A 25,716-nucleotide genomic window follows, 5' to 3' on the forward strand; every position below is an offset into this window, starting at 1 on the left:
CCCGGATCGATAACGATGCGCAAGGGAAGTTTGCTGGCGAAAACAATACTGTAACACGAATCATTCTCATTTGAGAATGGCGAAGTGGTCTAGACAGATGTTATTTCGCAACAGTTATAAAAATGCCAGCCTCGGTGGCTGGCAAGGAGGGCTGGCTGGGCAAGGCCATGGCGGCCCTGCCCTGTCAGGACTGGTGTCAGTCCTGCGGATTGGCCAGCTTGCGCGCTTCCGCCTGCGCGCGGCGGCGCTCGGCAAAGAAGCGCTTGAGGAAAGCGCCGCACTCGTCGGCCAGCACGCCGCCTTCGATGGCCGTCTGGTGGTTCAACGCAGGCTGCTCGAACAGGTTCAGCACGGAACCGCAGGCGCCCGTCTTCGGATCGCCCGCGCCGTACACGACGCGCGCCAGGCGCGCATGCAGCATGGCGCCCGAGCACATCACGCACGGCTCCAGGGTCACGTACAGCTCGCAGCCGGGCAAGCGGTAGTTGCCCAGCTTGTCGGCGGCCGCGCGCAGGGCCATCACTTCCGCATGCGCCGTGGGGTCGTGGCGGCCGATGGGCTGGTTGTAGCCCACGGCGATGACTTCCCCATCCTTGACGACGACGGCGCCGACGGGCACTTCGCCCAGGTCCCACGCGCGCTGGGCCTGCTCGAGGGCCAGCCGCATATAGCGCGCATCCTGCGCGCTAGCGTGCGTTTCAGTCATCGGTCACTTCTGCCCAGCAATTCGGCGTTTCATGCAGCACCAGCTTATGCAGGTGCAAGCCCGTGCCGAAATGGTCGGTAAACGCCGCCTTCAGGATCTCGAAGGCGATGCGCGCCAGGTTTTCCACGGTGGGGATGCGGTCGATGACGACGGTTTTATGGTCGGGCAGGCTGGCCAGGAAGTCGCGCACGGCCGTGTCTTTTTCATACACGAGGAAGGCATGGTCCCAGACATCGACCAGGTGCTGCTTGGCCAGGGTTTTCACGTCGGAAAAATCCATGATCATGCCATTGTCGGAATTGCCTTCCGCTTCGATGACCTGGCCGACCAGGGTGATTTCCACCGTGTAGCGGTGGCCATGCAGGTTGCGGCACTGGCTTTTGTGGTCGGGAATGCGGTGGCCCGCGTCGAATTCGAGCTTGCGTGTGATAGTCAGCATATTATTTGATTAAGGTATTTGCAGGAGTTTATGGGTTTGCAGGCTCAGCTTCCACTTCGGGTTGCTTTTGCACGTCTCGATGGCCAGCTTCATGTTGTGCGCGGCCAGGGGGCCGTCCATCGCTTGCACGAAGAAGTTCTCGAAGTCCAGTTGTTCGTAGGCGGCCAGGTCTTGCTGGAACTGGGGAATAACCACCTTGATTTCATTACCCTTGTGCACCACCAGGGTGGAGCCCATCTTCGGGCTGACGCAGATCCAGTCCACGCCGGCCGGCACGGGCAAGGTGCCGTTGGTTTCGATGGCGATGGTAAAGCCCACCGCATGCATGGCGTCGATCAGGGCCGTGTCCAGTTGCAGCAGCGGTTCGCCGCCCGTAAACACCACGTATTTGCTCGGCGCGTAGCTGGCCGGCCACAGGCTGTCGATCAGCGCGGCCAGTTCCTGCGGCGTCTTGAACTTGCCGCCCAGCTCGCCATCGGTGCCGACGAAATCCGTGTCGCAGAACTGGCACACGGCCGTGGCGCGGTCGCTTTCGCGGCCCGTCCACAGATTGCAACCGGAAAAGCGGCAAAACACGGCTGGACGGCCCGCATGCGCGCCTTCGCCCTGCAGGGTGTAAAAAATCTCTTTGATGCTATAAGTCACTGTATTTCCTAAGAGCTGGCTGGCGTCATCGCGCAGGGCGAACGCATCGAGGCCGGCGCACTGCGCCGTCACCGCAAAAGCCGATTGACAACCCTCTATTATATGCCGCCACGACACTTCCCGTGCAAATGCCGTGCCTGCCACCTGCCGCCGCGGCATCCAGGGGGCAAGAAAGCCACACAGGCAGGCATAACGACGTAGCTTTTGCGTTTAGACAATATAAATAGCCCCAAGTTAATATATTTTCCGTAAGGGCATTGCCTGATGGAAAACATTTTTGGGGAGCATGGACATGCTGCAACGCTGGATACGTCCGCCGTACCGCCTGAGCATTCTGGCCTGCCTGGCGGCCGCTGCACTCGCTTCCCTGCACGCCGGCCATGCCGCCGAGCCGATGCTGCAGACTGGCGCAGCGTCCCCTTCGATGCTGGCCTGCGCCGTCCTGCTCGGTGCGCTGGCGCTGCTGCTGTGGCGCCTGCGCCGCCTGGCGCTGCGCCTGCAGGCGCTGGAACAGCTGCGCGCGGAAGCCGAACAGGCGCGCCTGGCGGGCGAGCAGAACAAGGCGCGCGAACAGGAGCGCCTGCGCATCGGGCGCGACATCCACGACGACCTGGGCCAGCATCTGCTGACCCTGAAAATCGACTTGGCCATGCTGCAGACCAGCACGCATGACGCGGCGCCCTTGCTGGCGCGCCAACTGGCCATGATGGCGCGCAATGTCGACCTGAGCATCGCGGCGCTGCGCTGCGTCATCCACGACCTGCGCCCGCCCGCCCTCGACGCGGGCCTGCAAGCGGCGTGCGACGGCTTGCTGGCGGACTTCAAGCGCACCACGGGCATCGATTGCAGCTGCGATTACCGGCTCGACGCCGCCGCCGGCAGCGCGCATGGCGCCCTGCTCTACCACGCGCTGCAGGAAGCGCTGGCGAACATCGCCCGCCATGCGCGCGCCACGCATGTCCAGCTTTGCCTGCAGCAAACGGGCGCCACCCTGGCATGCCGCATCAGCGATGACGGCGTCGGGCTGTCGGGTTCGCCGCCGCGCCTCGGTTGCGGCCTGTCCGGCATGCATGAGCGCGTGGCCGCCGCCGGCGGCAGCCTGCACATCGAAAGCCACAGCGGCGCCGGCACCACCTTGCGCGTGTCGCTGCCCCTGCCAGGCTGCCACGATGAAGCGACGCTCCATCGGTGAAAATATTGCTCAATATCAACACCATCGACTCTCCACATTGCATCATGGCCAGCGAGCCAGCCCCATTCACCCCGAGAAGGATGCTTACATGCCGGATAGCCATGCACATGCCAGCGCATCGCCCTGCGATGCAGCCCAGGGTTTCGCCGTCAAGATGATGGAATTGCTGGTGGTGCCCACCTTTGTCCTCGACGCGCATGGCCAGGTGATGATCTGGAACCGCGCCTGCGAGCAGTTGACGGGCGTGCCGGCGGCCGAAGTGCTGCGCACGCGCGAACCGGGCCGCTGCTTCTACAACGACGAGCGCCCCACCCTGGCCGACCTGCTGCTGGCCGGGCGCGGCGGCGACATGCGCGCCCTGCACGCGCAACAGCAATACCGCAGCAGCACGGGCAGCAATCTGTGCGCGGAAAACTGGTGCGACATGCCCCGCACGGGACGGCGCCGTTACCTGGCCGTCGATGCCAGCCCCATCTATGGTAATCACGGCGAACTGATCGCCGTCGTCGAAACCCTGCGCGACATGACGGATGAAAAACGCGCGCATGTGGAGCTGGAACGCCTGGCCACGCGCGACGGCCTGACGGGCCTGGCCAACCGGCGCTGCTTCGACGACACCATCCTGGCCGAATGGCAGCGCGCCCAGCGGCAAGGCCAGCCCCTGTCGCTGCTGATGGTCGATGTCGACAATTTCAAGGAATACAACGACAGCCACGGCCACCAGGGCGGCGACCTGTGCCTGCGCAAGGTGGCCGGCGCCGTGGCCAGCGAAATGCGCACAAACGATCTGGTGGCCCGCTATGGCGGCGAAGAATTTGCCGTCATCCTGCCGAACCAGTCGCTCAAGGGCGCGGCCATCGTGGCCGAACGCATCCGCCAGCGCGTGGAGCGGCTGCAACTGCCGCGCAAGCGCGCCGATGGTGCCAGTGCCTGCGTCACCGTCAGCATCGGCGCCGCCACGGCCCTGCCCGGCCCCGGCACGGAACTGGGGCAATTGATCCACACGGCCGACTGCGCCCTGTACCGCGCCAAGCACCTGGGCCGCAACCGCATCAGCCTGCCGGAAACGACGCTCACCTAGGCAACAAGGAAGCACGACCAAATTTGGTGTATATTTGGTCCTATCGTATTTTTTTCGCATTCGGAGCCGCCATGGACTTCAAGGAACGCATCAAGCCGATTTCCTACCTCAAGGCCAATACCACCGAGATCGTCAACAGCTTTGACGCAGGCCAGGACGAGCCCATCATCATCACGCAAAATGGCGAAGCGAAGATGGTCGTGCTGTCCATGCACGCGTATCAGGAAGGCAAGCGGCAAGCGCGGCAGATGCAGGAGCAGCATGCATTCATGAAACTGATCGCCATGGGCAACCAGGACATCGCGCGCGGCGACGTGGTGTCCGAAGAAGACTTCCTGGCCAGCCTCGATCACGACTGACATGGCGCGCATCGTCGTGCTGAAAAGCGCGCAAGCCGATTTCAATGAACTGCGCAGCGACTTCAAGGCGCGCCACACGGCGGCCGCCCATGCCCAGTTCATCGCGGCTTTCCGGCAATTATTTGCCGATCTCAAGACCTTTCCCGACAGCGGCACGCCCGTCGAAGCCGCCCGTGAGGTCGGCATGGATGTGCGACAACGCCTGTGCGAAGATATCCGCGTCGTGTATCACCATGACCGCGCGCACGACATCGTGTACATCCGCATGTTCCTGCCCACCAAACGCGACTTCCTCGCCCACTTGACGGCGCGCATCCTGCGGCCCGACTGTTAGCCCCTATGCACGGCGGCACGAATATTCTATGCTGCGGCGTTGCACTTTCCACATTCCAAAAAAAGAAGGAGCCCCCGTGTCAAGAATCATGCCTGTTTTATTACCCGTCTTCGCCCTGGCCCTGTCGGCCATGGCTTCGTCGAACCTGGGCGCCGCGCCCGTCAAACCGGCCGCCGCCCACAGCGCCGCCGCCAGCAAGGCCGATTTGCTGCCGTTCAAGGCGACGGAAAAGACCCTGGCCAACGGTTTGAAGATCATCATCGTGCCGACCGGTTTCCCCAACCTGGTCTCGTTGCAGATTCCCGTACAGACGGGTTCGCGCAATGAAGTCGAGCCGGGCAAGTCCGGCTTTGCCCACTTCTTCGAACACATGATGTTCCGCGGCACCAAGGCTTATCCGCCCGAAAAATACCAGGAAGTCATCACCCGCGCCGGCGCGCGCCAGAATGCGTATACGAGCGACGACCTGACGAATTACCACACGACGTTTGCCAAGCAAGACCTGGAAACCGTGCTGAAGGTGGAAGCGGACCGCTTCCAGCACCTCGACTATGCGGAAGACGCGTTCAAGACGGAATCGCGGGCCGTGCTGGGCGAATACAACAAGAACAGCGCCAATCCCGTCTCGAAACTGTTCGAAGTGATGCGCGACAGCGCCTATACGACGCATACCTACAAGCACACGACGATGGGTTTTATTCAGGACATCGAAGACATGCCGAACCAGTACGCGTACTCGAAGGTCTTCTTCGACCGCTGGTACCGTCCCGAGCGCACCACCATCATCATCGCCGGCGACGTGGAACCGCAGCAAGCCATCGCGCTGGTGGAAAAGTACTGGAGCGCCTGGCAGCGCGGCAAGCAGCAGGCGGCCGTGCCCGTGGAACCGGCCCCGCGCGGCCCCGTCTACAAGCACGTGGCCTGGCCCACGCCGACCCTGCCGTGGGTCGCCGTCGGCTTCCACGCGCCCGCGTTTTCCGTAAAGGACAAAGACCAGGCCGCATTGGCGACGCTGCTGTCGCTGTCGTTCGGCCGCACCTCGCCGCTGTACAAGCGCCTGGTGCAGAACGAGCAAAAGGTCGATCAATTGTTCGACATGACGCCGGAGCGGGTCGACCCGACCCTGGCCGTGCTCGGCGCGCGCGTGAAAAACATCGATGATGCCGTCTACGTGCGCGACGCCATCCTGGCTACCGTGGCGCAGCTGCGCGATACGCCAGTGAGCGAAAAAGACCTGGCGGATGCCAAGTCGGCGGAAAAATACGGCTTGATCCGCTCGCTGGACAACACGGAGCAGATCGCCGGCACCCTGGCTTCCTTCGTGCATTTCGACCGCTCGTACGTCACCATCAACCAGTACTACCGGCTGATCGATACGCTGACACCGGCCGACCTGCAGGCGGCCGCGCGCAAATACCTGACGGACGACGGACTGGTAGTGACGACCCTGTCGCACCAGCCGATGGCGGCCGCCATCGCCACCACGCCGACACTGGCCAGCCTGCTGCCAGCCGTCTCGAACGCGAAGTTCGACGTGCTGGTGCAAAAGTCCGCGCTGCCGCAAATCCGCTACAAGCTGCTGTTTACGGCCGGTTCCGCGCAAGATCCGCAAGGCAAGGAAGGCCTGGCCGCGCTGACGGCCGCCATGGTGGCGTCCGCTGGTTCGTCCGAGCGCAAGATCGACGAGGTCAACCAGGCCCTGTTCCCGCTGGCCGGCAGTTTCAGCCAGCAGACGGACAAGGAAATGACGACGTTTACGGGCTCCATCCACAAGGATAACTGGACGCAGTTCAACGCCATCGCCCTGCCCCTGCTGCTCTCGCCCGGTTTCCGCGAAGACGACTTCCGCCGCCTGAAGGATGCGCAAAAGAATGCGCTGCTGCTGGATCTGAAGGATAATAACGAAGAAGAATTCGCCAAGGAACGCCTGCAAACCAATGTCTACGCGGGCACGCCGTATGGCCACCCGGTGCTGGGCACGGTCGCCGGCATCGACGCCATCACCCTCGACGATGTGAAACAGTTCTGGAAGAGCGCGTATGCGCAAGGCGCCGTCAAGGTGGGCATTTCCGGCGACGTGTCCGACGCCATGACGGCCTCGCTGACGCAGGCGCTGGCAAGCTTGCCGGCCGGCCCCGGCTTGCCAGCCACCGTGAAACCCGTCGGCCGCAAGGCGCAGGGCCTGGAAGTGGAAATCATCGAGAAGAACACGCGCGCCACGGCGATTTCCTTCGGCTTGCCTTTAGAGGTGACGCGCACGCACCCGGACTTCCCCGCCCTGTGGCTGGCGAAGACGTGGCTGGGCGAGCACCGCGCCTCGAATTCCTACCTGTACCAGCGCATCCGTGAAATCCGCGGCATGAACTATGGCGACTACGCGTACATTGAAGCCTTCCCGCGCGGCATGTACCAGTTCTTCCCGAACCCGAACCTGGGCCGCAAGGCGCAGCTGTTTGAAATCTGGATCCGCCCCGTGGCGCCGGACAACGCTCACTTCGCCCTGCGCGTGGCCCTGACGGAACTGGGCAAGCTGGTCGACAACGGCCTGACGCAGGACGATTTCGCCACCACCCGCGATTACCTGATGAAGAACGTCTTCGTGATGACGTCGACACAGGACCAGCAACTGGGCTATGCGCTCGATTCGCAATGGTATGGCACGCCGGAGTTCACCAAGCTGATGCGTGATGGCTTGTCGAAACTGACGGTGGCGGACGTCAACCGCGCCATCAAGCAGCACCTGTCGGCGCAGAACCTGTCCGTGGTGATCGTCGCCAAGGATGCGGCCGGCTTGAAGGATAAGCTCGTCAGCGACGCGTTCTCTCCCATCAAGTACGACGGCAACAAGCCGCAGGCGCTGCTCGATGAAGACAAGGTCATCGGCGCGATGAAGCTAAACATCAAGCCGGCCGCCGTCACAGTCACGCCGGCGGCGCAGGCGTTCGCCAGATAAGCGCGACAGAAAAATAACGCACAAAGTAAATGCAGTCATGGCCGCCAGCATAAAGCTGGCGGCTTTTTTTATGCACGAAAATGGCGCACCGCAGCATCCATTGGCGATTATCTACTCATATTATCCCGCCTAGCCGGGTGCGTCATAGAGCATCCGTCGCCGCACCAGAACGGTGCATCTGCAACATATTACAAATGTAAAAGTTTGCAACTTGAATGGACATCCTAAAAACAGCAAAAAAATATTTTTAAGCGGAAATAATTTAAATTAATCTTTAAAAAACAATAACTTACAAATTTAATGGTGCATTTATGGAATTGTTTATTTTATAATTTTTTGATATTTCCTAGCATAAAATCTTTTGCCTGCCATCAATTTTTTACCGAATATGTAAGCATAAAAATAATCTAGATAAACTGTTGTGTCAACGTGACAATATTGAAAAAAAGCATGGCGCAACTTTTCCGAAAATGTTTTGATAAAGGTCTAGGCAATACTGTTTATACGGTTTTGCAACAAAAATCGCTCAAGCGATCCACTAGACCGGGAAAGTCGCGCATCGTACAACGATGTCAGACCATGTGTTCAGCAGTTGAAATTCGATGGAGAATATTTTGCTTAAAAAAATAGTCTTAAAACAAAGTGTGATCGCAGTCGCCTTGACCTTATCTTCTTCTCAGCTGGTCTATGCGCAACTGGCACCGCAGGAGCCAGCGCTGCAGAAAATTCTCATTACAGGTTCGAACTTGAAGCGGGCCGACAAGGAAGGTACCTCCCCCGTCGATGTCATTACCGCCAAGGATATCAAGGACAGCGGCGCATCGACCGTTGCCGAACTGATGAAACTGGTGCCATCCATGGGCACCGACACCAACCAGGACCAGGCCAGCGGCAGCGGTTTTGCCAAGGGCGTCGCCACCGCCTCGCTGCGCGGACTGGGCTCAAGCTCCACCCTGATCCTGTTGAACGGACGGCGCATGACGCCATCGGCCTATGCCGACCCGAACAACGGCAACTCCACCCTGTATGACTTGAACAGCATTCCGCTGTCCGCCCTGGACCGCGTCGAAATCCTGAAAGACGGCGCATCGGCCGTCTACGGTTCGGACGCCATCGGCGGCGTCATCAACTTCATCACCAAATCGAACTATCGCGGCGCGCAAATCGCCGGCAATGCGGGCGCCAACGACGATGGCCTGTTCCGCCGCAAGAACGTCAATGGCTTCTTCGGCACGGGCGATCTTGAGACCGATGGCTACAACGTCTTCATCGCCGCCGACTTCTCGCAACGCGACCGCGTGGCCCGCCGCGACGCCAAGGATGTCGCCTACTCGACCTACCAGGACTTGAACGGCCGCTTCCGCTCCAACTACTCGAGTTCCGTCTCGAAATACGCGACCGTGTACCGCGAATCATCGCCAGGCTCGCGCAACTTCGGCGTGACGCAAGCGACTGCGCCTGCGCGCGTAACCTTCAACCTAGGCTGCGACCCGTCGGAACGCATTACGGGCGGCACCAAGGATGGCCTGCTGCCAACGAGCATCCTCATTGGCCGCACCTTCTGTAACTATGACCTCGATCAATTCCTCGAAAGCCAAGGCGACGGCCGCGATGCCAGCGTATTGAGCCGCGGCACCTTGAAGCTCAGCAGCAGCGTCACCGGCTACGCGGAAGCGGCTTACACGCGCTCCTCACGCTCGTACACGGGCGCGCCGATCTCCCTCGGCACGACCTCCGTAACCAATTACATGGCGACGGGCCTGGCCGATCCATTCCAGGCCATCCTGCCGATAGGCCATCCGGACAACCCGCTGACGAATGCCCGCGCATCGGTTGCCTACCGCTTTGAAAACCTGCGTGGCGGATCTGAAACGGTCAACCAGAACATGCGCCTGCTGACGGGCCTGCAAGGCGATCACTTCGGCTGGAGCTGGGATACGGGCCTGCTGTGGAACCGCTCGGAACGCGATGAAACGCAATATGGCCGCCTGTACCTGCCAACCTTGCGCAAACTCAATACCGGCACCTCGCTGGCGCAGCTGGCGGCCGATCCGACCATCGGCTACGATCCGAAAAGCGAAGGCGTAGCGGAAATCGTCCAGCTGGACGGCAAGGCCAGCACGGAATTCGGCAAGCTGGGCGGCGGGGCCATGGGACTGGCTATCGGCTTCGAACTGCGCCAAGAGAAAATCCGCATCGATCCGGACAGCAAGGTTGCCAACGGAGAAATCTACGGACAGTCCAATACCATCATCGACGGCCAGCGCAACGTCAAATCGGCCTTCGTCGAACTGCGCACGCCATTCACCAAAAGCTTCGAGATGGACTTTGCCGGCCGGGTAGACAAATACCCTGGCATCAAAACCAACTTCGTGCCGAAAGTGGGCGCCAAGTGGACCGCCACGGATACGCTGGCCTTCCGCGGCACGTATGCCGAAGGTTTCCGCGCTCCCGCACTGTCGCAAGTGACGCCAGGCGGCGCGCAATTCTTCCTGCAAGGCGTGTGGGATCCGAAACGCTGCCAGGAAGATGAAAGCACCCCGCGTCCCGGCGGCGTGACGGCCGACTGCAGCAAGTCGATCTCTGGCGTCGGTGGCGCCAATCCTGACCTGAAGCCGGAAACGTCGAAAAGCTACTCGCTGGGCCTGATCTACTCGCCAACCTCCAATATCGACGTGGTCGTCGATGTATACCGCGTGCGCAAGGAAAAAGAAGTGGCGCTGGGTACGGCCAGCGAAGCGCTGAAGAACGAAGACCGCTCGCCGGAAAACGTACTGCGCGACCAGAACCCGGCCAACTTCATCACGGACGCGAACGGCAATCCGATTCCCGGCACGGGCACCTTGTTGTCGGTCAAGACGCCTTGGTCCAACCAGGGTTCGACCGAACTGCGCGGCGTCGATTTCGAAGGTCGTCTGCGTAACAAGCTCGGTGAATGGGGTTCGCTCAGCACCGCCTTGCGCGGCACGTATGTCTACAGCTACAAGCTGGAGCAGCACGAAGGCGACACCGTAAACAATGTGACCGGCACGCGTCCAGGCTTGTATGACTGGCAATTGTCCACCGGCACCGATATGCCGAAGGTCAAGGCTTCGCTGACCACCAACTGGACGCGTGGCGACCATAGCGTCAACGCCTCGCTGAACTTCGTTGGCAGCGTATCGCTCAAGCGCAACCGCGATGGCGCCGAGATCTACGACCAGCCTTTCTGTGCCTATGGCACGAAGAAGCCCACCGATGCGGCGCCGGATCGCAATACCACGATCCCTGGCTACGAAGCGGCGTTCCCGGACTGCAAAGTGGCCAGCTGGACCACGGTGGGCCTCGGCTATACGTACACCGGCTTCAAGAACCTGAGCCTGGGCATCAATATCCAGAATCTGTTCGACCGCGCCGCACCGTATGATCCAGACTACCCAGCCGTCGGCTACAACGAAGGCTTGCATAACGCCTATGGCCGTTACTTCACCTTCAATGCGCGCTACACGTTTTAATTAACTGTCTGCAAAAGAAAACGCCTCCTTCGGGAGGCGTTTTTTTTGCCATTACTCGAAGGGATTGGCTACCGACGTCACTTCGGGCGGCGGCAGCTGGTCGGGCAAGTCCTGCTTTTCCAGCTGCGCCACCACGTCGCCCAGCAGTTTTTGCAGCTGTTTCGCCAGGGCCAGGCCCGGCTTGTCCAGGGTCAGGTCGATGTCGCCGCTGATGCTGATGCGGTCGATCCTGTTTTCGATAGTCAGGTTGCCAATGTCCAGCACATCGCTTTCATTGGCATACGGGACGAATTTCTTTGCGCACATGGGATTTCCTTTTTGACGGTCTTATTTCTTGGACTTGCTCTTTACCTTGGGCAAACTCAGCATGCGCAACTTTTGCTGCCGCGTCAGCGACGGTAACAGATCGATGCCTATCCTGTCTTCCAGTTGCGCAATGCTCAACACTTCATACGTCTTGGTATCGACGTTTTCAATGAAGTAGGCGGCGCCGGCGCGCTGGCGCGGGCTATACACGGCCTTGTACAGATGGCTGGGCACGATCACCCTGCCCACCTTGCGCAGGTTGCCGCCAATAAAAGCCGGGCCCGTGATCACGTACAGGTCGCCTTCCTTCTTCGCCATCTTGCGCACGGCGCCCTCGATGCCGGCCCACACATAGCGGTTGTTGCGCGCATCCTGCGGCACCATGTTGGCGAGGGTGAAGCTGTCGCGCTGGCTCTGGCGGTCCGGCATGTCGCCGTTGGGCGCCATGTGGCCACGGTCGAAGCCGCTGCGCGCATAATCGGCCAGTTCCGCGCGCTGGGCCGCGGGCAGCTTGCGTTCGGCATGGAAGGAGTTTTCGCGCGACAAATCCTGTGCCGCTTCCAGGTTGTTCGCCGTCAAGTGTTCAGCCGACCACAGCGGCGTGCGGGTGATACCCGAGTGCATCACGCCAAACACGTTGTAGCACAGCTCCTTGGTGGCCACGTCCAGCTTGGGGTTGGTGATTTCCGGCTTGCGGCCATCGACGTAATGGGCAGGACAGGCATCGGCATGCGCCAGGTTCGCGGCAAAGGCGGAAGCCAGCAGGCCGCACGCCAGGGTCAGCCTGGCGATCGATCGTTGAATCATATTTCCCTCTGAAATCTTGCAGGCCAGCATTCTAGCGGACGCCGGCCCTCAGCACCAAGCTGCACAAACCTGGCGTGCGCGGCGAAAAACAGGCGTACAGGCGGTCCTGCGCAGAGCTGGCGCAAATAAAGGCCAACAGGCCGCGCACAGCCATTCATATCTGCTAAGATTGCCTTGATTTGTTCGCATCGACCATTCAAGATTTGGAGAGCATATGATCAAAAAAACCCTGCTGCTGATCGTTGTCGTCGTCGCCGCCATCCTCGGCTATGCCACCACCAAGCCCGACACCTTCAGTGTCCAGCGCGAAATCACCATCAAGGCCCCGCCCGAGAAAATCGCCGCCCTGATCACGGACTTCCACTACTGGGCCGCCTGGTCGCCGTGGGAAAAGCTCGATCCGGCCATGCGCCGCACGTTTACGGGTCCTTCCAATGGCCTGGGCGCGCAGTATGCGTGGACGGGAAATGACAAGGTGGGCGCCGGCCGCATGGAAATCACGGAAGCGGCCCAGCCCGAACGCACCGTCATCAAGCTGGACTTCCTCAAGCCGTTCGAAAGCCATAACACCACCACCTTTACCATGGCGCCCGAAGGCGATGGCACCAAGGTGAACTGGACCATGACGGGCCCCAGCCCTTACGTCAGCAAGGTCATGACGGTGTTCGTCAGCATGGATACCATGATAGGCAAGGATTTTGAAAAAGGCTTGAACAACCTGAAGGCGGCGGCGGAACGCTAAGCCCGCTCACCGCCACCAGACACAGGGCCCGCGCGGCCCTGTTTTAGTTGGCGCCGCCCCTTGCGGGGGGCATGCTTAGCTCAGAATTGCTCGATCCAGGCCGCCAGGTGGTCTGGCGTGAGCGCCGGTTCAGCCTGCACCACCTTGCCTTGCAAGCCTTGCTCCGTCTTGCTGAGCTGCAAGGACCAGCCGCGCCGCGCCAGCCACAGCAAGCTGGCCAGCCAGAACGAGTGGATGGGCGAGACGGGCGTGGTGGTCGGCGTTTCCAGGAATTCCGTCAGCAGCCGGCCATCGAGAAACAGCGCCGTGCCGCCCTGGTTTTGCAGCGCCGCGCCGAATACGGGCAGCAGCATGTCGATCGTCTGTTCCACGCCGCGCCCCGGATAGTCGCGTTCGAGCGTGTCGAGCTGCTGGCGCACGGCGGCGGCAAAGGCTGTGCCGCGGAAGGCTTCCGAACTGACCAGGTCGGCATAATCCATCAGCAGCCAGTCCGGCTCGGGCGGCGTGACGCCGGCCGTCAGGGCCGCCGACAAATACGCTTCCACGGGCAACTGCTGCTCCGGACCAGCCAGGCTGGCGCACAGGGCGTAGAGGGTGCCGATGCGGTTGGCGACGGCTTGCCGCTGGCGCACCATCAGCTTTTCGCGCAGCAACTGGGCGTGCTCGTTGCGCAAGCGCGCCAGTTCCAGCGCCTGCTTGAGTTCCATGCGCAGGGCCGCGATATCCCACGGCTTCTGGATGTAGCGGTGGATCTGCCCCTGGTTGACGGCTTCCACCGTGTGCTCCAGCTCGGAATACGCGGTGGTCAAAATGCGCACGATGTGCGGATGGCGGTCCCAGGCATACGACAACAGCTCGTTGCCATAAGCGCCGGGCATGCGCTGATCCGACACCAGCACGGCGATGCGGTCGGCCTGCTCGTCGAGGATGCGCTTGCCCTCCTCGACCGAGGTGGCCGTCAGCACGACGGCCAGCGGCGCGATAGCGCGCTGGAAATATTTGAGGGCGTTGGCCTCGTCATCGACATAGAGTATCGTCGGCAAGCCTTGCGCCGGCTCACGCTGAGCCGGTAAACGCAGATTGGCGTCAATCATGCTCGTTCCTTATATGTACTGGAAAATTCAGGGTTACCGTGGTGGAAGTGCCAAACTCGGTGGCGATATCGAGGTTGCCGCCAAACGACTGCATCATGCGGTGACAAAACACCATGCCCCAGCCCTTGCCTTCGCCGCCGCCGGTACTGACGGGGTCGATCAACAGCTGTTCGACGATCTCGGGGGCGATGCCGGCGCCATTGTCGCGCACCATGATGCGGCCGGCGTCGATGCGGATGCCGATCGCCGGATGGGCTTGCTCGCCGGCCGAGCGCAAGGCATTCGCCAGCACGGACGATAAAATCAGCGCGACGCAATTGGGCGACTCGGCAATGGAGAAATCGTCACCCACTTCGACCGTGATGGCGGCGCGCTGGGCCGTGCTCAAGGGATAGCTGTCGAGCAAGGCGGCCAGCAGCTGGCGCGCGCTGCCGGCGCGGCGTCCGCCCTGCATGCCCGGCCCGGCACTGGCCAGGCGCACCGTGTCGATAAAGCTGGCCAGGACGGACAGGCAATAGCGCGCATTGTCGTGCATCAAGGCGGCTGCTTCGCCGATCTCGGCCTGCGGTGCCGCGTCCGTCTGCGCACGCCGCGCGATGCCGCGCGCAAAATTGGCGATGGCCGCCAGCGGGGTGTTCAATTCATGCGCGAGGAAAGCCAGCGATTCCTCCATCGCCACCAGGCCCTGGCGGCGCGCGGCGCGCTCGCGTCCCGTCTGCACGGCCAGTTGCAGCGCCGTTTGCATGGCGGGCAAGTCAAGCGGCTTTTCCAGAAGGCGGAACACCGCGCCGCCGTTGATCAGTTCGAGCAGCACGTCCTTGTCCGCATACGCGGTCACCAGCATGCAGACGATGTGCGGATAGCGCTGCGCCACTTCCTGCAGCAATTCGCTGCCCAGGCGATCCGGCATGCGGTAATCGGTGACGAGCACGTCGATCTGGCCGGCGTCGTCTTGCAACAGAGCGAGCGCCGCATCGACGCTCTGCGCCGTCAGCACGCGGTAGCGTGGCCCGACGGCACGCTCGAAATACTTGCAGGCGAGCGCTTCATCGTCCACGTACAGCACGCTGGCGCGGCTATCGTTATCCATGCTAGCGGCCCTCCCAATCGGAGCGCTGCAAGTCGAAATTCATGCTGGCCCACACGCCCAGCTCGCTTTCGGCGCTGAGGGTGCCGCCGTGGCGCTCGATCACGCCATAGCTGATGCTCAGTCCCAGGCCCAGGCCCTGCCCCACTTCGCGCGTGGTAAAGAACGGTTCGAACACGCGCGCCAGGTTTTCCGGCGCGATGCCGGGGCCGTTGTCGCGCACGCTGATGCGCAGGCGGTTCTCATCCCAGTGGGCCGTGATGCGGATCTCGAACGGCGGCGCATTGCCCTTGCGCATGGACAGCACGGCATTGCCCAGCAAGTTGATCAGCACGCCCACGATGGCCGCCTCGTCGCCGCGCACCAGGGTGTCGACGGGCAAGTCGTGGCTGATGCTGACATTTTTCGTTTCATGCCCTACCAGGCGGATGGCCGCGTCGAGCGCGCTGCGGAACTGGAAATGCCCCGTTTCCAGCTGGTTGCCGCTCTTGCGGTAGGCAAAGGTCTTCAAGTCGGACACGATGTGCTGCACGCGCAGCATGCCCTGCTTGGCGTCGGCCAGGCATTCGCTGACCAGTGCGCTTTGCTGGGCGGCCGGGTCTTCGATGGCCACCTCGATGGCCATCATGCAGAAGTTCACGGGGTTATTGACTTCATGCAGCATGCCGGCGGCCAGGGTGCCGATGGCGGCCATTTTCTCCTGCTGCAGCATCTGCCCCTTGATATCGGCCAGGCTCTTGTTGGTTTCTTCCAGCTGCGTGTTCTTTTGCGCCACTTCCGCCTTCAGCTGGAACAGCATGAAGCGGGCGCGCTCATTAAAATAGGTAAATACGGCGCTGATGCTGGCCGACATGATGAGGAACAGGCAGTTGACGACAAACGTGCCCGGCAAGTCGAAGCCGCCCGCATGCCAGGCGCAGGCGGCCACATACAGCAGGCAGGAGATGGCGCCGAAGACCATGTTTTGCCACAGGCCGAACGCCAGCACGATGCCCGACGAATAGATGGCCAAGGTCATGCCCACATAATAGATCGAGGTGGCGCCTTCCGTGACGGCGATCATCCAGGCGATCATGATTTGCGGCAGGATCAGCCAGACAAACGTCAGGCCCTGGATACGGTCTTGCGCCCAGCGCGTGCGCATGGCCAGCACGACGCAAAAGATCAGCACGGACACGACGATGCGCGCGCTGGTAAACGCCGATTGCTTGTCCGGGTACAGGGCCGAATCGAGGCCCATGCCCAGCAGGATCAGCACGATGCCCGTGTACGCCCCGCCGCGGCTGAATTCCAGGCGGAAGTCGCGCAAAACGGCCGTGTAGCCGGCGTGCAGGCCTGGAGTATCCATCAAGGAATGCTCACTTCCGCGAACACATTCACGCCCGTCGCGTCGACATAGATCAGCGGATCCGTTGCATGTTCGGGCAGCAAGGCCGACAGGCCTTCCTCATTGCGATAGATCAAATGCCACTCCAGCAAATGCTCCATGCCGAACTTGCCCGGATTGTTCGCGTGCACATTGGTGACGAGCAAACGTCCGCCCGGCCCCACGCGCGAGGCGAAGTGCATCAGCAGGCGCGCACACACCTTGTCGGACAGGTAGTCGAACAGGCCGGCGCAATACACGGCGTCGAAACTGCCCGGCAAGCCCGTAATGCCCGAGCCATGGCGGCGCTTGAGCAGGTTATGCACGGAATCGTGCACATAGTCGATCTCGACCACGCGCCCCGTGCGCTGCATGATGGTGGTCAGGCGCGCGCGCGTCCAGTCCAGGGTCTCGCTGCTGAAGTCGACCAGCTCGAAAGCCAGCCATTGCGCATCGGGACAGGTTTCCAGGAAACGCTGTACTTCGATGGCCGGGCCGCAGCCCACGTTGAGCACCTTGTAGACGCGCCCGGCAGTGCGCGCCGCGGCCGCCTTCTGCGACAGGAATTCCGTCAAAATATCGATGCGGTTGCGGTGCGCCGTGGCGACAGCCGCCTGCAGGAAGGCCGCATTGACGATCTGAAAATAGGTGCTCGGGCCCTGGCGCGGATCGTCCAGCAGCTGGTTGACCATCTGGTAATCGCCCGCATAGCCGAGCGGTTTGGTAAACGTGCGGAAGACGAACGGCGCGCGCAGGATCAATGGATGCAGCGCCGCCTGGGCGAAGGCGCGGTGCGCCGGCGCCCGCTCTTCCTCGACGAGCGAGGCTTCCACCTCAAGCTGGCGCAGGTACAGCTGGGTCTGCTCCATCAGCGGCAAGGCCAGTTCATCGAAGATATCGGGGCGCAGCCGGCCGTTTTCCTTCGGCAGCGAGTCGGACAGGTCGACCTGCTCGACCCAGCGCGCCACTTCCGACAGGAAGGCGCGCATTTCGTTGACGACGATCTGGTAGTCGCGGCGGATGCGGAAGCGCTCGCCCCAGCCGGCGACAAAGGCGCAGGACTCTTTCAGCACGGCGCCCTTGACGACGACCACGTCGCTCAGCTCGCGCCACTCGTCGATTAGGGTCACGGAAACGATGGCGGTCAGGCCCGTGTTGACGCTGCTGATGACGACGGCCTTGCCCACGTAGGCGTTTTTCGCCCCCATGCGCACCGTCACGTCATTGAGCACCTCGCTGACCTGCACAATCGAGTATGGATTATAGATTTCCATGACCAGCGAATTGCGCTGCAAGTTGAAAATCGTGCCACGCACCGCCTCACCCTGGGTGTTGCGGAAACTGACGACTGGATCGATCTGCGATTGTGAATACACGATTGAGCATTATCAAGTTGCCCGGTTTCCGGCACACCACACGGGTGACGCCAGTTTCCAGGCTGGGTTAAGGCACGGCACACCGGTCGTCTGCCGCCGGCCCCGCCATCAAGATGGCGGTATTGCGGCGTCGTTTGACGCCGTGCCGGAGCGCCTCAAAGCGCGTCTGTTCGCTCTCTGATCGAGTGTACTATGGATGTAGCAGAACGGGCAATTGTTCCCTCAGGAACGACTGTCCGTGGCGCTGGCGCGCAACGCCGGCGATCAACCAGCCACGAACAGTGCCAGCGCGTGACGCAATAGTTGCGGCGTTTGCCCCGTCCAGCGCTTGAACGAGCGGCGGAAGTTGGTGGCATCATGAAAGCCAAGGTAGGCGGCCACGGCATCGTTATCGTAGCCATGGGCCTGGAACAGGTAGATGGCCTTGTGCGCGCGCACCTGGTCCAGCTCGGCCTGGAAATGCGTGCCATGGCGCGCCAGGTGGCGTTTCAGGGTGGCGGGACTGACGCCGAATTCCTGCGCCGTGCGTTCCAGGGTCGGCGCGCAGCGGATATTGGCCAGCAGGTAGTCGTACAGCGCGCCGAGCAGGCTCGCTGCCGGCACGGGCGCCAGGGCGGCCGCCCGCAAGGCCAGCGCCGCCGCCGTGGCATTGCCGCGTGGCCAGGGTTTGTCGAGCCAGCTGGAATCGATGAGCATGGCGTCGACCTGGCAATCGAAACGCAGCGCCTGGCCCAGGTGCACTTCATGCTGTTCGACGTGGCGGGGCCGCGCGCGGTTGAAGCAGAAGCGCCACGGCAGGGACTGCCCGGCCAGCCAGCGGCACATGGCCGCCAGTGCCGTCATGTGCATTTCCACCAAAAAAGGCAGCTGGCTCGGCGCGCCGAATGCATCGACCCAATACAGCACATGCATGTCGCCCGCTTCGCGCAAGCGCGGCTGCAGCAGCGGACACAGCAAGGTATGAAAGCCGCACAGGATGCCCAGCGCCTGGCGCAGATTCTGCGCCTGCAGCAAGGCATGGCTGGCGGCGCCGTAATGGCCGGGCAGCATTTGCTGGCCCAGCATGAAGCTGGTGTCGGCACTGTCCAGGCCGCGCGCCACGTTGGCCAGCAATTGCAGGTATTGCGCGGCGCTGACCTGGCTTTCCTCGGACGGCAGCGCGCCGCCATCGAGACCCGTGCCCTTGAGCAGCGGCGCCACGGCCAGCTCCCGGCTGCGCGCGTAATCGAGCACCAGCGCCGGCTGGTGATGGGCCGCGATGCTGGGGTCGCCTTGCTGGTTCAGCGGCATCAGGCAGGCGCGGCGGAACTGATTCCGGCACCGGAGCGCGGCGTTTCCACGGCCCGGCTCAGCTCGGCCAAGACCACTTCCGGCACGCCATCGGTCAGCGAGCAGGCATGCCGCAGGCTCAGGCGGATTTCGCGGTTATCGTTGGCGTGGTGGCGCATCTGCCCCACCATGGCGCACAGGTGGCGCGCCTTCACGGCCGCATCTTCGCGCGACACGCCCGGCATCAGCACGGCAAAGCGGTCGCCCGCATAGCGGCACAGCAAATCGTCATTACGCAAGTTCAGCAGCAGCATATGGCCCACGGCTTGCAGCACGCGGTCGCCTTCGCGGTGGCCGTATTCGCGGTTAATCAGGTGAAAGCTGTCGATATCGAGCAAGACCAGCGCGCAATCGAGGCCGGGACGGCGCTCCTGCTCCAGGCGCATCTGCGTGCGCAGGTAGCTGGCGTCGGCCAGTTGCGTGATACGGTCGAAGGCGCGGTGGTCGCGGAACAGGCGTTCGCGCTTTTGCAGGTGTTCATTTAACCGGAACTGTTCCTGGCGCCAGTAATACATGCCGATCGTCAGCACCAGCATGCCAAACGGAATCAATGCTTCCAGCCAGTTATCCCACACGGCGCTCTTATCGACGGCAAAGAATTCATCGAGGCAATCGGCCCAGGACCCCAGCATGATGGCGCACAGGCCGCCCGCGATCAGGCGCGTCACCAGCCCGCGGGGTCGGCTGCTGAGGGTAAACAAAAACCAGATGCCCGCCATGACGGCCGTGCCGCCTTCGCAGACGATATCCATCCACTTCCAGATGGCAAACGGTTTAAGGTGCCCCAGTGTGGCGTACAGGAACAAAAACAGGGGCAACGCGAGCGCGGCGGCAATCAGGCTGTTACGGTGCAACGGCAGCATGTGGGAAACCTTTAAAAGTGGTGCTGTCGCCACGATAGCGCCCGCCCATGACGGCACGATGACATGCCCTGCGCCCGTGCGGCAGGTGCAAACGGCTCATCATTAGTAGCGCAGCCGATGCAAATCCGGCAAGCCGCATCCCATGCGCCCCGCGCTGGCAGGTCATTTCAGCTCATGGCAGCGCCATTCCAGCCGGAAAGCGTTCGCATGCCGTTGTTTTCAGGGTGGCAAGCCCTTGCCTGTCACGCAACCGTCATATTTGCTGCCTAGAATCCGCCCGGTTCCATCCCCCTAACCGAGCTCTTCATGAAAACCATGCACACATCGTTCCCCTCCCCGCTGCGCCTCACGGCCCTGGCCCTCGGCATCATGGCCGTCTTCAGCGGCCAAAGCCATGCGCAAGCGCAAGATGCGGACGGCCTGCCGGCCGCCACCGTGGTCGTCAGCGGCCAGCGCGCCAGCCTGCGCAACGCCATCGCCGCGCAAGAGAAAGCCGACAACATCATCAGCGTCATCAGCAGCGACGATATCGGCGGCTTGCCCGATAAGAACGCGGCCGAGGCGCTGGCCCGCTTGCCGGGCGTGTCCGTGCAGCGCGACCAGGGCGAAGGCCGCTACATCACGGTACGCGGCCTGGGTCCTGACTTGAACGCCGTCACCATCAACGGCGCGCTGGTGCCGTCGCCGGAAGCGGGCCGCCGCGCCGTGGCGCTGGACATCCTGCCAGCCGGCCTGATCCGCACCTTGGAGGTATCGAAGACCTTGCTGCCGGAAATGGACGCCAACTCGCTGGGCGCCACCGTCGAGGTGAAATCACTGTCCGCCTTCGACTTGCCGGGCAAGCTGCTGTCGGCCAACGTGGGCGCCAGCTACGATGAAAAAACGGGCAAGACCAGCCCCAGCGGCGGCGCCCTGTGGGCCCAGCGCTTCCTCGACGGCAAGCTGGGCGTAGCCGCCGGCCTGAGCGCGGAAAAGCGCTCGTTCGGCTCGGACGACGTGGAAACGGGCGGCGCCTGGAGCAAGGGTAAGTTGTCGGGCCTGGAATTGCGCGACTACCTGCCCGTGCGCAAGCGCGGCGCGCTGGCCGTCAACCTCGATTACCGTCCCGAAGCGGGCAACAGCTGGTTCCTGCGCTCCTTCGTCAGCGAATTTTCCGACGATGAAGTGCGCGACCGCTTGACCATCAGCAATATCGCAGGCGGCAGCCTGGCCGAAGGCCAGACGGCCAGCGCGCGCGCCGAGCGCCGCATCCGCCAGCGCAAGTACACGCAGCAAGTGCGCTCCTTAGTCCTGGGCACGCAGCAAAAATCGGGCGACTGGACGCTGGACGTGAAAGGCGGCATGAGCCGCGCCACGGAAGACACGCCGGAGTCGCTGAACGATGGCCGTTTCCGCGGCACCAGCAATTTCGCGGGCATCAGCTTCACGGACACGCAGGAACCGAAATTGAGCGGCCCCGCCTCGCTGTACGACCCGGCCAGCTACGCGCTTAACGCCATCACCCTGCAAAAGCGCTACTCGAAGGACAATGAGCACCACGCGCGCATCGACCTGGCGCGCAAGTTCGACATCGCCACCCTGAAATTCGGCGCAAAAGTCAGCCGCCGCGAAAAATCCAATGACACGGATCAATGGGCGTACAACAGCAGCAAGGCCACGAGCGGCAATTACTGGGGCGCCGGCTCGACTTCGATGAGCAACTTCGTGCAAGGCCATAATCTCGACTACGACCTGGGCAACATCGGCGTGGCGCTGGACCCGGCCCTGATACGCGCCCGCGTGGCGGGGCTGGACCGCGCCAAGGCGCGCCTGTCCACCGAGTCCATCATCAACGACTACCGCATGCATGAAGACATCAACGCCATGTATGTGCAGAACAGCTATGACTTCGACGCCTGGCACATCCTCGGTGGCGTGCGCGCCGAGCGCACCAGTTTCGAGGCGGCCGGTTCGCAAGTGGACAGCGCCGGCGTCGCCACGCCCTTGACGCGCGAACGCTCGTACACCAACTGGCTGCCAAACCTGCAAACCCGTTATGACCTGGATCAACATACCAGCGTGCGGGCCGCCTGGACGCAAGCCGTCGTGCGCGCCAATTTCAGCCAGCTGGCGCCCGGCATCAGCCTGGCCAGCAACACGGAAGCCGTGATCGGCAACCCGGACTTGAAGCCCTTGAAGGCAAACAACCTGGACCTCGGTATCGAGCGCGTGCTGGGCAACGACGGCGTGATGTCGGCCTACGGCTTCTACAAGGACATCAAGAATTTTACCTACACGACGAATCTGGCCGGCACGGGCCAGTGGGCAGGCTACACGACGGCCACCTCGTATGCGAACGGTGACGCGGCCAAAGTAAAGGGCATCGAACTGGCCTACATGCAGCCGCTGCGCATGCTGCCGGCGCCATTCAACAAGTTCCTCGTCGGCGTCAACGGCACCCTGAGCACCTCGAGCGCGCAAATCGGCCGCTTCGACAAGGCCAGCAACAAGCAGATGAACCGCGACATCCGCCTGCCGGGCCAGTCGAACCAGGTGATGAACTTGATGCTGGGCTATGAAACGGGCCCGGTCAGCGCCCGCCTGGCCCTCAACTACAAGTCGCCGTATCTGCTGGAAATGGGCGGCGACATCCTCGACCAAAGCCAGGACCATATCGTCGCCAGCCAGAAGCAGCTCGATTTCTCGCTGTCGTACCAGATCAATAAACAGTTCCAGCTAATGTTTGAGGCGGCTAACCTGAACAACGAAAAATACTATGTCTACCAGGGCACGAAGCAATACAACGTGCAGAACGAACAATATGGCCGCACCTTTAAAGTGAGCCTGAAAGCCAGCGCCTTCTGATGATGATTTCCAATAACATGAAAAAAACCGTACTCTGCAGCGCCTTGCTTGCTGCCTTCTGCATCATGGGCACGGCACAGGCCGCGCCTGCCCAAGCTGTTCCCTCCTTCACGCAGGAAGCGGAAGAACTGGCCCGCCTGCCCGGCGGCGGCTGGCTGACCCTGGACAAGCACGGCTTGCGCCTGTTCAACGCAGCCGGCCAGGAGCAGGACCGCATCGCCGTGCGCGCCAAGCAGCTCGACACGCGCATCGATGGCAACAAGGTACTGGCCGTGTTCCTGGAAGCGGACACGCAGCGCCCCCTGCCCGTGTCCGTCGATGTGCAGGCCGGCAAACTGGTCAAGCTGGCGCCGTTTCCCATCCCGACGTTTTCCGTGGAAGCGTCGTGCCTGTACCGCGACGCGCAGCAGCTAGCCCATCTGTTCTTGATCGGCAAGGATGGGCAAGCGGAACAGTGGGTGATGCAGGGCGAGCAGCGTCAGCTAGTACGCAAGCTGGCCTTGCCGCCGCACGCGAAACATTGCCGCGCCGACGATGGCGCCCAGCGTCTGCTGGTAAGCGAGGCCAACATGGGCGTATGGGCGTATGACGCCGAGTCCGAAGGCATGGGCAAGCGCGAAGTGGTCGCCCTGCGCAAGCCGTACGGCCAGCTGGACGGCGGCGCCGGTGCGCTGGCCGTGCTGCCGGGCGGGGTGGCAGTACTCGACGGCAAGGCGGAAAAGCTGCACCTGTACACCCATCAGGGGAGTCAATGGACGGCCATGCCGCCGCAAGCCGTCGCCTTGAACGTGCGCAAGGGCGACAGCCAGCTGGCACTCAATGGAAATTCGTTGATGTTACGCGGCAAGAATGGTTGGCAGGCGCGGCCCTTGAAATGGGCTGGCCAAGCGGAAACGCAGCCTGCGGTGGCCATCATCGCCCCGCAAGCGCAGACGGAACCGATGGCGCGCCAAGGCGACGCGGCCGACGATCCGGCCATCTGGCTATCCAGCAACCCCGCCGACGCACGCATCCTCGGCACCAACAAGAAACAGGGTTTATTGGTCTACGACCTGCAAGGCAAACAGACGCAGCTGCTGGAAGTGGGACGCCTGAACAACGTCGACGTGCGGCAGAACATCAGTCTTGGCGGCAGCAAGGTCGACCTGGCCGTGGCCACCCAGCGCGACGACAACAGCATGATGTTGTTCACCATCAATGCCAGCGGCGACGTGGCGGAAGCGGGCCGTTTCCCTACCGGTCTGAAAAGCATCTACGGCATGTGCTTGTACCAGCCGGCCAGCGGCGGCGTGCAAGCGTTCATCAACGACAAGGACGGCACTTTCCAGCAGTACAGCATCGGCCTGGAAGGCAACAAGTTCAGCGCCACCCTCTTGCGCAGCTTCAAGGTCGCCACGCAACCGGAAGGCTGCGTGGCCGACGACGCCAACGCCCGCTTGTTCCTGGGCGAGGAAACGCGCGGCATCTGGACCACCTCGGCCGACGCCGCCAAGCCGGACGCCCTCACCATGGTCTTGCCGGTGGGCGCGAACCTGACGGCCGACGTGGAAGGCATGGCCATCTACCGCCAGCCTGGCGCCAAGGCCAATACGGGCTACCTGATCGTCTCCAGCCAGGGCGACAGCAGCTACGTGGTGCTCGACGCGCAAGCGCCCTACAAGGTGCGCGGTCGCTTCAAGGTGGGTTTCAACTTGCCCGCCGGCATCGACGGCACCTCGGAAACGGACGGCCTCGACGTCACCTCCGCCAACCTGGGCGGCGCGTATGCGCAAGGCATGCTGGTGATCCAGGACGGCTACAAGCGCTTGCCGGACGGACCGCAGAACTTCAAGTATGTGGCGTGGGGGGATGTGGCGACGGCGTTGAAGCTGGAATAATCAGGCGGGGCTGACCCCGCCGGAGGAATGCGCCTCAATGGGGCGCATTCCAATCCCGCTGAGCCCGGCCCCGATACTATCTGCGCGGCATATCGATATGAAATGGCAGGCGCTTGCCGCACAAGTCCACCATGCCCGACACGGCTAGTCGATCCGCCGACAATTCAATGATGTTGACAGCCGACACGTCACCATATTCCATCATATAGATACCCGATTCCTCTGCCTCGGGATGCATATCCAGCATCCCGATCGAAAACGCTCCTCCCTGCCCTTCCGGTATGCGCAAGCCATGCAGGAAAAAAACCGGCGGATACAGCGCCCACGACCATTCCGCATCCTCCGGCTCGGTCAAGCGCATAAACACCTCATCGTCGCCATGGATATCGATATTCAGCTCCAGCATACCGCCGCCAAGAACTTCCAGACTAATGTTTGATTTCGCTACATCCACTTCAAAATTGGTGTTGCCGATACTAAAAACAGTCATTCAATACTTCTCCTGAGTTACAAGTAAATAGACGGCACGATAAACAGCAAGGAATGCAGGATTGCCCTGCCTTCATCATATTCATTCAACTATTGTCAATGCGCACAGCAATGACATTAAACTTTACCGTCTTTAATAGTGTCAATAAATGCAAGAAAGAGGCGTTTACTCTGTAAAACAGGTAAAACTTGTAATGTCCGCTTCCGCCTGCGGATTCAATCGGTCAACGCAACACACTGTTCAAATCGTTGAGCCGGTGTTTGGTAGTGTAGCGTCTTCCTAGGGCGCTCGTTGAGTCTTCTGGCTACCGCATCGAGTTGCTCTTGCGAATA

General features: G+C 61.9%; 21 protein-coding genes and 1 pseudogene. 9 read left to right on the forward strand and 13 right to left on the reverse strand.

Features of this window, described 5'->3' with window-relative positions:
* Window positions 1–196: 196 nt before the first annotated feature.
* From tadA to queE, 3 genes are read right to left on the reverse strand one after another with little or no spacing between them, the layout of a single operon-like run.
* Complete coding sequence (gene tadA, locus LSO07_RS16540; protein WP_151095522.1) at window positions 197–706, reverse strand: tRNA adenosine(34) deaminase TadA; 510 nt, start codon at window positions 704–706, stop codon at window positions 197–199.
* Window positions 699–1,145, reverse strand: coding sequence for a 6-carboxytetrahydropterin synthase QueD (gene queD / locus LSO07_RS16545; protein ID WP_034785919.1), 447 nt, complete (start codon window positions 1,143–1,145; stop codon window positions 699–701). The genes tadA and queD overlap by 8 nt, the downstream gene beginning before the upstream one ends.
* A 9-nt stretch (window positions 1,146–1,154) precedes the next feature.
* Window positions 1,155–1,790, reverse strand: coding sequence for a 7-carboxy-7-deazaguanine synthase (gene queE / locus LSO07_RS16550; protein WP_034785949.1), 636 nt, complete (start codon window positions 1,788–1,790; stop codon window positions 1,155–1,157).
* Window positions 1,791–2,076: 286 nt separating this feature from the next.
* Here queE and LSO07_RS16555 point away from each other — a divergent pair, with 286 nt between their 5' ends.
* The 6 genes from LSO07_RS16555 to LSO07_RS16580 all read left to right on the forward strand — a co-directional run bounded on the left by LSO07_RS16555 (window position 2,077) and on the right by LSO07_RS16580 (window position 11,203).
* Complete coding sequence (locus LSO07_RS16555) at window positions 2,077–2,982, forward strand: sensor histidine kinase (protein ID WP_151095525.1); 906 nt, start codon at window positions 2,077–2,079, stop codon at window positions 2,980–2,982.
* An 88-nt stretch (window positions 2,983–3,070) separates the two neighbouring features.
* Window positions 3,071–4,063 carry a sensor domain-containing diguanylate cyclase gene (locus LSO07_RS16560; protein ID WP_070259386.1) on the forward strand — a complete coding sequence of 331 codons (993 nt, stop codon included), beginning with the start codon at window positions 3,071–3,073 and terminating at the stop codon, window positions 4,061–4,063.
* A gap of 71 nt (window positions 4,064–4,134) precedes the next feature.
* Window positions 4,135–4,422 (forward strand): type II toxin-antitoxin system Phd/YefM family antitoxin, encoded by a 288-nt coding sequence (locus LSO07_RS16565; RefSeq protein ID WP_151095528.1) that lies wholly within the window; start codon window positions 4,135–4,137, stop codon window positions 4,420–4,422.
* Between the two features lies 1 nt (window position 4,423).
* Window positions 4,424–4,756 (forward strand): type II toxin-antitoxin system RelE/ParE family toxin, encoded by a 333-nt coding sequence (locus tag LSO07_RS16570; RefSeq protein ID WP_151095531.1) that lies wholly within the window; start codon window positions 4,424–4,426, stop codon window positions 4,754–4,756.
* Window positions 4,757–4,832: 76 nt separating this feature from the next.
* Complete coding sequence (locus tag LSO07_RS16575) at window positions 4,833–7,709, forward strand: M16 family metallopeptidase (RefSeq protein ID WP_225317326.1); 2,877 nt, start codon at window positions 4,833–4,835, stop codon at window positions 7,707–7,709.
* A 659-nt stretch (window positions 7,710–8,368) separates the two neighbouring features.
* Window positions 8,369–11,203, forward strand: coding sequence for a TonB-dependent receptor (locus LSO07_RS16580; RefSeq protein ID WP_191909695.1), 2,835 nt, complete (start codon window positions 8,369–8,371; stop codon window positions 11,201–11,203).
* Window positions 11,204–11,254: 51 nt separating this feature from the next.
* On the opposite strand, the gene LSO07_RS16585 is transcribed toward LSO07_RS16580, so the two are convergent.
* Together LSO07_RS16585 and LSO07_RS16590 are read right to left on the reverse strand one after the other, a co-directional pair.
* Entirely contained in the window at window positions 11,255–11,509 is a 255-nt protein-coding gene (locus LSO07_RS16585) for a hypothetical protein (protein ID WP_151095537.1), read from the reverse strand.
* 21 nt (window positions 11,510–11,530) lie between these two features.
* The gene (locus tag LSO07_RS16590; protein WP_070279907.1) at window positions 11,531–12,316 is read right to left on the reverse strand and encodes a DNA/RNA non-specific endonuclease; all 786 of its coding nucleotides are present in this window, start codon (window positions 12,314–12,316) and stop codon (window positions 11,531–11,533) included.
* Between the two features lie 214 nt (window positions 12,317–12,530).
* On the opposite strand from LSO07_RS16590, the gene LSO07_RS16595 reads away from it, so the two are divergent.
* Window positions 12,531–13,058 (forward strand): SRPBCC family protein, encoded by a 528-nt coding sequence (locus LSO07_RS16595; protein ID WP_151095540.1) that lies wholly within the window; start codon window positions 12,531–12,533, stop codon window positions 13,056–13,058.
* An 80-nt stretch (window positions 13,059–13,138) separates the two neighbouring features.
* Here LSO07_RS16595 and LSO07_RS16600 read toward each other — a convergent pair whose 3' ends face one another.
* The 6 genes from LSO07_RS16600 to LSO07_RS16625 all read right to left on the reverse strand — a co-directional run bounded on the left by LSO07_RS16600 (window position 13,139) and on the right by LSO07_RS16625 (window position 20,173).
* A complete protein-coding gene (locus tag LSO07_RS16600; protein WP_052140444.1) occupies window positions 13,139–14,152 on the reverse strand; it encodes a response regulator in 1,014 nt (337 codons plus the stop codon).
* Window positions 14,145–15,242: a hybrid sensor histidine kinase/response regulator gene (locus tag LSO07_RS16605; RefSeq protein ID WP_092605024.1), complete on the reverse strand. Its 1,098-nt coding sequence runs from the start codon at window positions 15,240–15,242 to the stop codon at window positions 14,145–14,147. The genes LSO07_RS16600 and LSO07_RS16605 overlap by 8 nt, the downstream gene beginning before the upstream one ends.
* Before the next feature lies 1 nt (window position 15,243).
* Window positions 15,244–16,587, reverse strand: a complete 1,344-nt coding sequence (locus tag LSO07_RS16610) for a sensor histidine kinase (protein ID WP_034785939.1) — start codon at window positions 16,585–16,587, stop codon at window positions 15,244–15,246.
* On the reverse strand, window positions 16,587–17,981 hold the full coding sequence (locus LSO07_RS16615; RefSeq protein ID WP_151095543.1) for a class I SAM-dependent methyltransferase: 1,395 nt from the start codon (window positions 17,979–17,981) through the stop codon (window positions 16,587–16,589). The genes LSO07_RS16610 and LSO07_RS16615 overlap by 1 nt, the downstream gene beginning before the upstream one ends.
* A gap of 264 nt (window positions 17,982–18,245) precedes the next feature.
* Window positions 18,246–19,271, reverse strand: coding sequence for an AraC family transcriptional regulator (locus tag LSO07_RS16620; protein WP_034785941.1), 1,026 nt, complete (start codon window positions 19,269–19,271; stop codon window positions 18,246–18,248).
* Window positions 19,271–20,173, reverse strand: coding sequence for a GGDEF domain-containing protein (locus tag LSO07_RS16625; protein ID WP_151095546.1), 903 nt, complete (start codon window positions 20,171–20,173; stop codon window positions 19,271–19,273). Before LSO07_RS16625 ends, LSO07_RS16620 begins: the two co-directional genes overlap by 1 nt.
* Window positions 20,174–20,479: 306 nt before the next feature.
* Between LSO07_RS16625 and LSO07_RS16630 the strand changes: the two genes are divergently transcribed.
* Window positions 20,480–23,017: a TonB-dependent receptor gene (locus LSO07_RS16630; RefSeq protein WP_151095550.1), complete on the forward strand. Its 2,538-nt coding sequence runs from the start codon at window positions 20,480–20,482 to the stop codon at window positions 23,015–23,017.
* 17 nt (window positions 23,018–23,034) lie between these two features.
* Complete coding sequence (locus LSO07_RS16635; RefSeq protein ID WP_151095553.1) at window positions 23,035–24,894, forward strand: phytase; 1,860 nt, start codon at window positions 23,035–23,037, stop codon at window positions 24,892–24,894.
* Window positions 24,895–24,970: 76 nt separating this feature from the next.
* Here LSO07_RS16635 and LSO07_RS16640 read toward each other — a convergent pair whose 3' ends face one another.
* Window positions 24,971–25,384 carry a hypothetical protein gene (locus tag LSO07_RS16640; protein WP_151095556.1) on the reverse strand — a complete coding sequence of 138 codons (414 nt, stop codon included), beginning with the start codon at window positions 25,382–25,384 and terminating at the stop codon, window positions 24,971–24,973.
* A gap of 215 nt (window positions 25,385–25,599) precedes the next feature.
* A pseudogene (locus LSO07_RS16645) lies at window positions 25,600–25,716 on the reverse strand (IS30 family transposase); the annotation flags it as partial.

The sequence above is a fragment of the Janthinobacterium sp. PLB04 genome (assembly GCF_021165895.1).
Classification (GTDB): domain Bacteria; phylum Pseudomonadota; class Gammaproteobacteria; order Burkholderiales; family Burkholderiaceae_D; genus Janthinobacterium; species Janthinobacterium lividum.

Bases quoted from the DNA above. Each gene is read 5' to 3' on its own strand.
- tadA (WP_151095522.1), bottom strand. From the start codon at position 706: ATGACTGAAACGCACGCTAGCGCGCAGGATGCGCGCTATATGCGGCTG.
- LSO07_RS16590 (WP_070279907.1), bottom strand. From the start codon at position 12,316: ATGATTCAACGATCGATCGCCAGGCTGACCCTGGCGTGCGGCCTGCTG.
- LSO07_RS16630 (WP_151095550.1), top strand. From the start codon at position 20,480: ATGAAAACCATGCACACATCGTTCCCCTCCCCGCTGCGCCTCACGGCC.
- LSO07_RS16570 (WP_151095531.1), top strand. From the start codon at position 4,424: ATGGCGCGCATCGTCGTGCTGAAAAGCGCGCAAGCCGATTTCAATGAA.
- LSO07_RS16565 (WP_151095528.1), top strand. From the start codon at position 4,135: ATGGACTTCAAGGAACGCATCAAGCCGATTTCCTACCTCAAGGCCAAT.
- queD (WP_034785919.1), bottom strand. From the start codon at position 1,145: ATGCTGACTATCACACGCAAGCTCGAATTCGACGCGGGCCACCGCATT.
- LSO07_RS16560 (WP_070259386.1), top strand. From the start codon at position 3,071: ATGCCGGATAGCCATGCACATGCCAGCGCATCGCCCTGCGATGCAGCC.
- LSO07_RS16625 (WP_151095546.1), bottom strand. From the start codon at position 20,173: ATGCTGCCGTTGCACCGTAACAGCCTGATTGCCGCCGCGCTCGCGTTG.
- LSO07_RS16600 (WP_052140444.1), bottom strand. From the start codon at position 14,152: ATGATTGACGCCAATCTGCGTTTACCGGCTCAGCGTGAGCCGGCGCAA.
- LSO07_RS16585 (WP_151095537.1), bottom strand. From the start codon at position 11,509: ATGTGCGCAAAGAAATTCGTCCCGTATGCCAATGAAAGCGATGTGCTG.
- LSO07_RS16640 (WP_151095556.1), bottom strand. From the start codon at position 25,384: ATGACTGTTTTTAGTATCGGCAACACCAATTTTGAAGTGGATGTAGCG.
- LSO07_RS16555 (WP_151095525.1), top strand. From the start codon at position 2,077: ATGGACATGCTGCAACGCTGGATACGTCCGCCGTACCGCCTGAGCATT.
- LSO07_RS16620 (WP_034785941.1), bottom strand. From the start codon at position 19,271: ATGCCGCTGAACCAGCAAGGCGACCCCAGCATCGCGGCCCATCACCAG.
- LSO07_RS16605 (WP_092605024.1), bottom strand. From the start codon at position 15,242: ATGGATAACGATAGCCGCGCCAGCGTGCTGTACGTGGACGATGAAGCG.
- LSO07_RS16595 (WP_151095540.1), top strand. From the start codon at position 12,531: ATGATCAAAAAAACCCTGCTGCTGATCGTTGTCGTCGTCGCCGCCATC.
- LSO07_RS16635 (WP_151095553.1), top strand. From the start codon at position 23,035: ATGAAAAAAACCGTACTCTGCAGCGCCTTGCTTGCTGCCTTCTGCATC.
- LSO07_RS16610 (WP_034785939.1), bottom strand. From the start codon at position 16,587: ATGGATACTCCAGGCCTGCACGCCGGCTACACGGCCGTTTTGCGCGAC.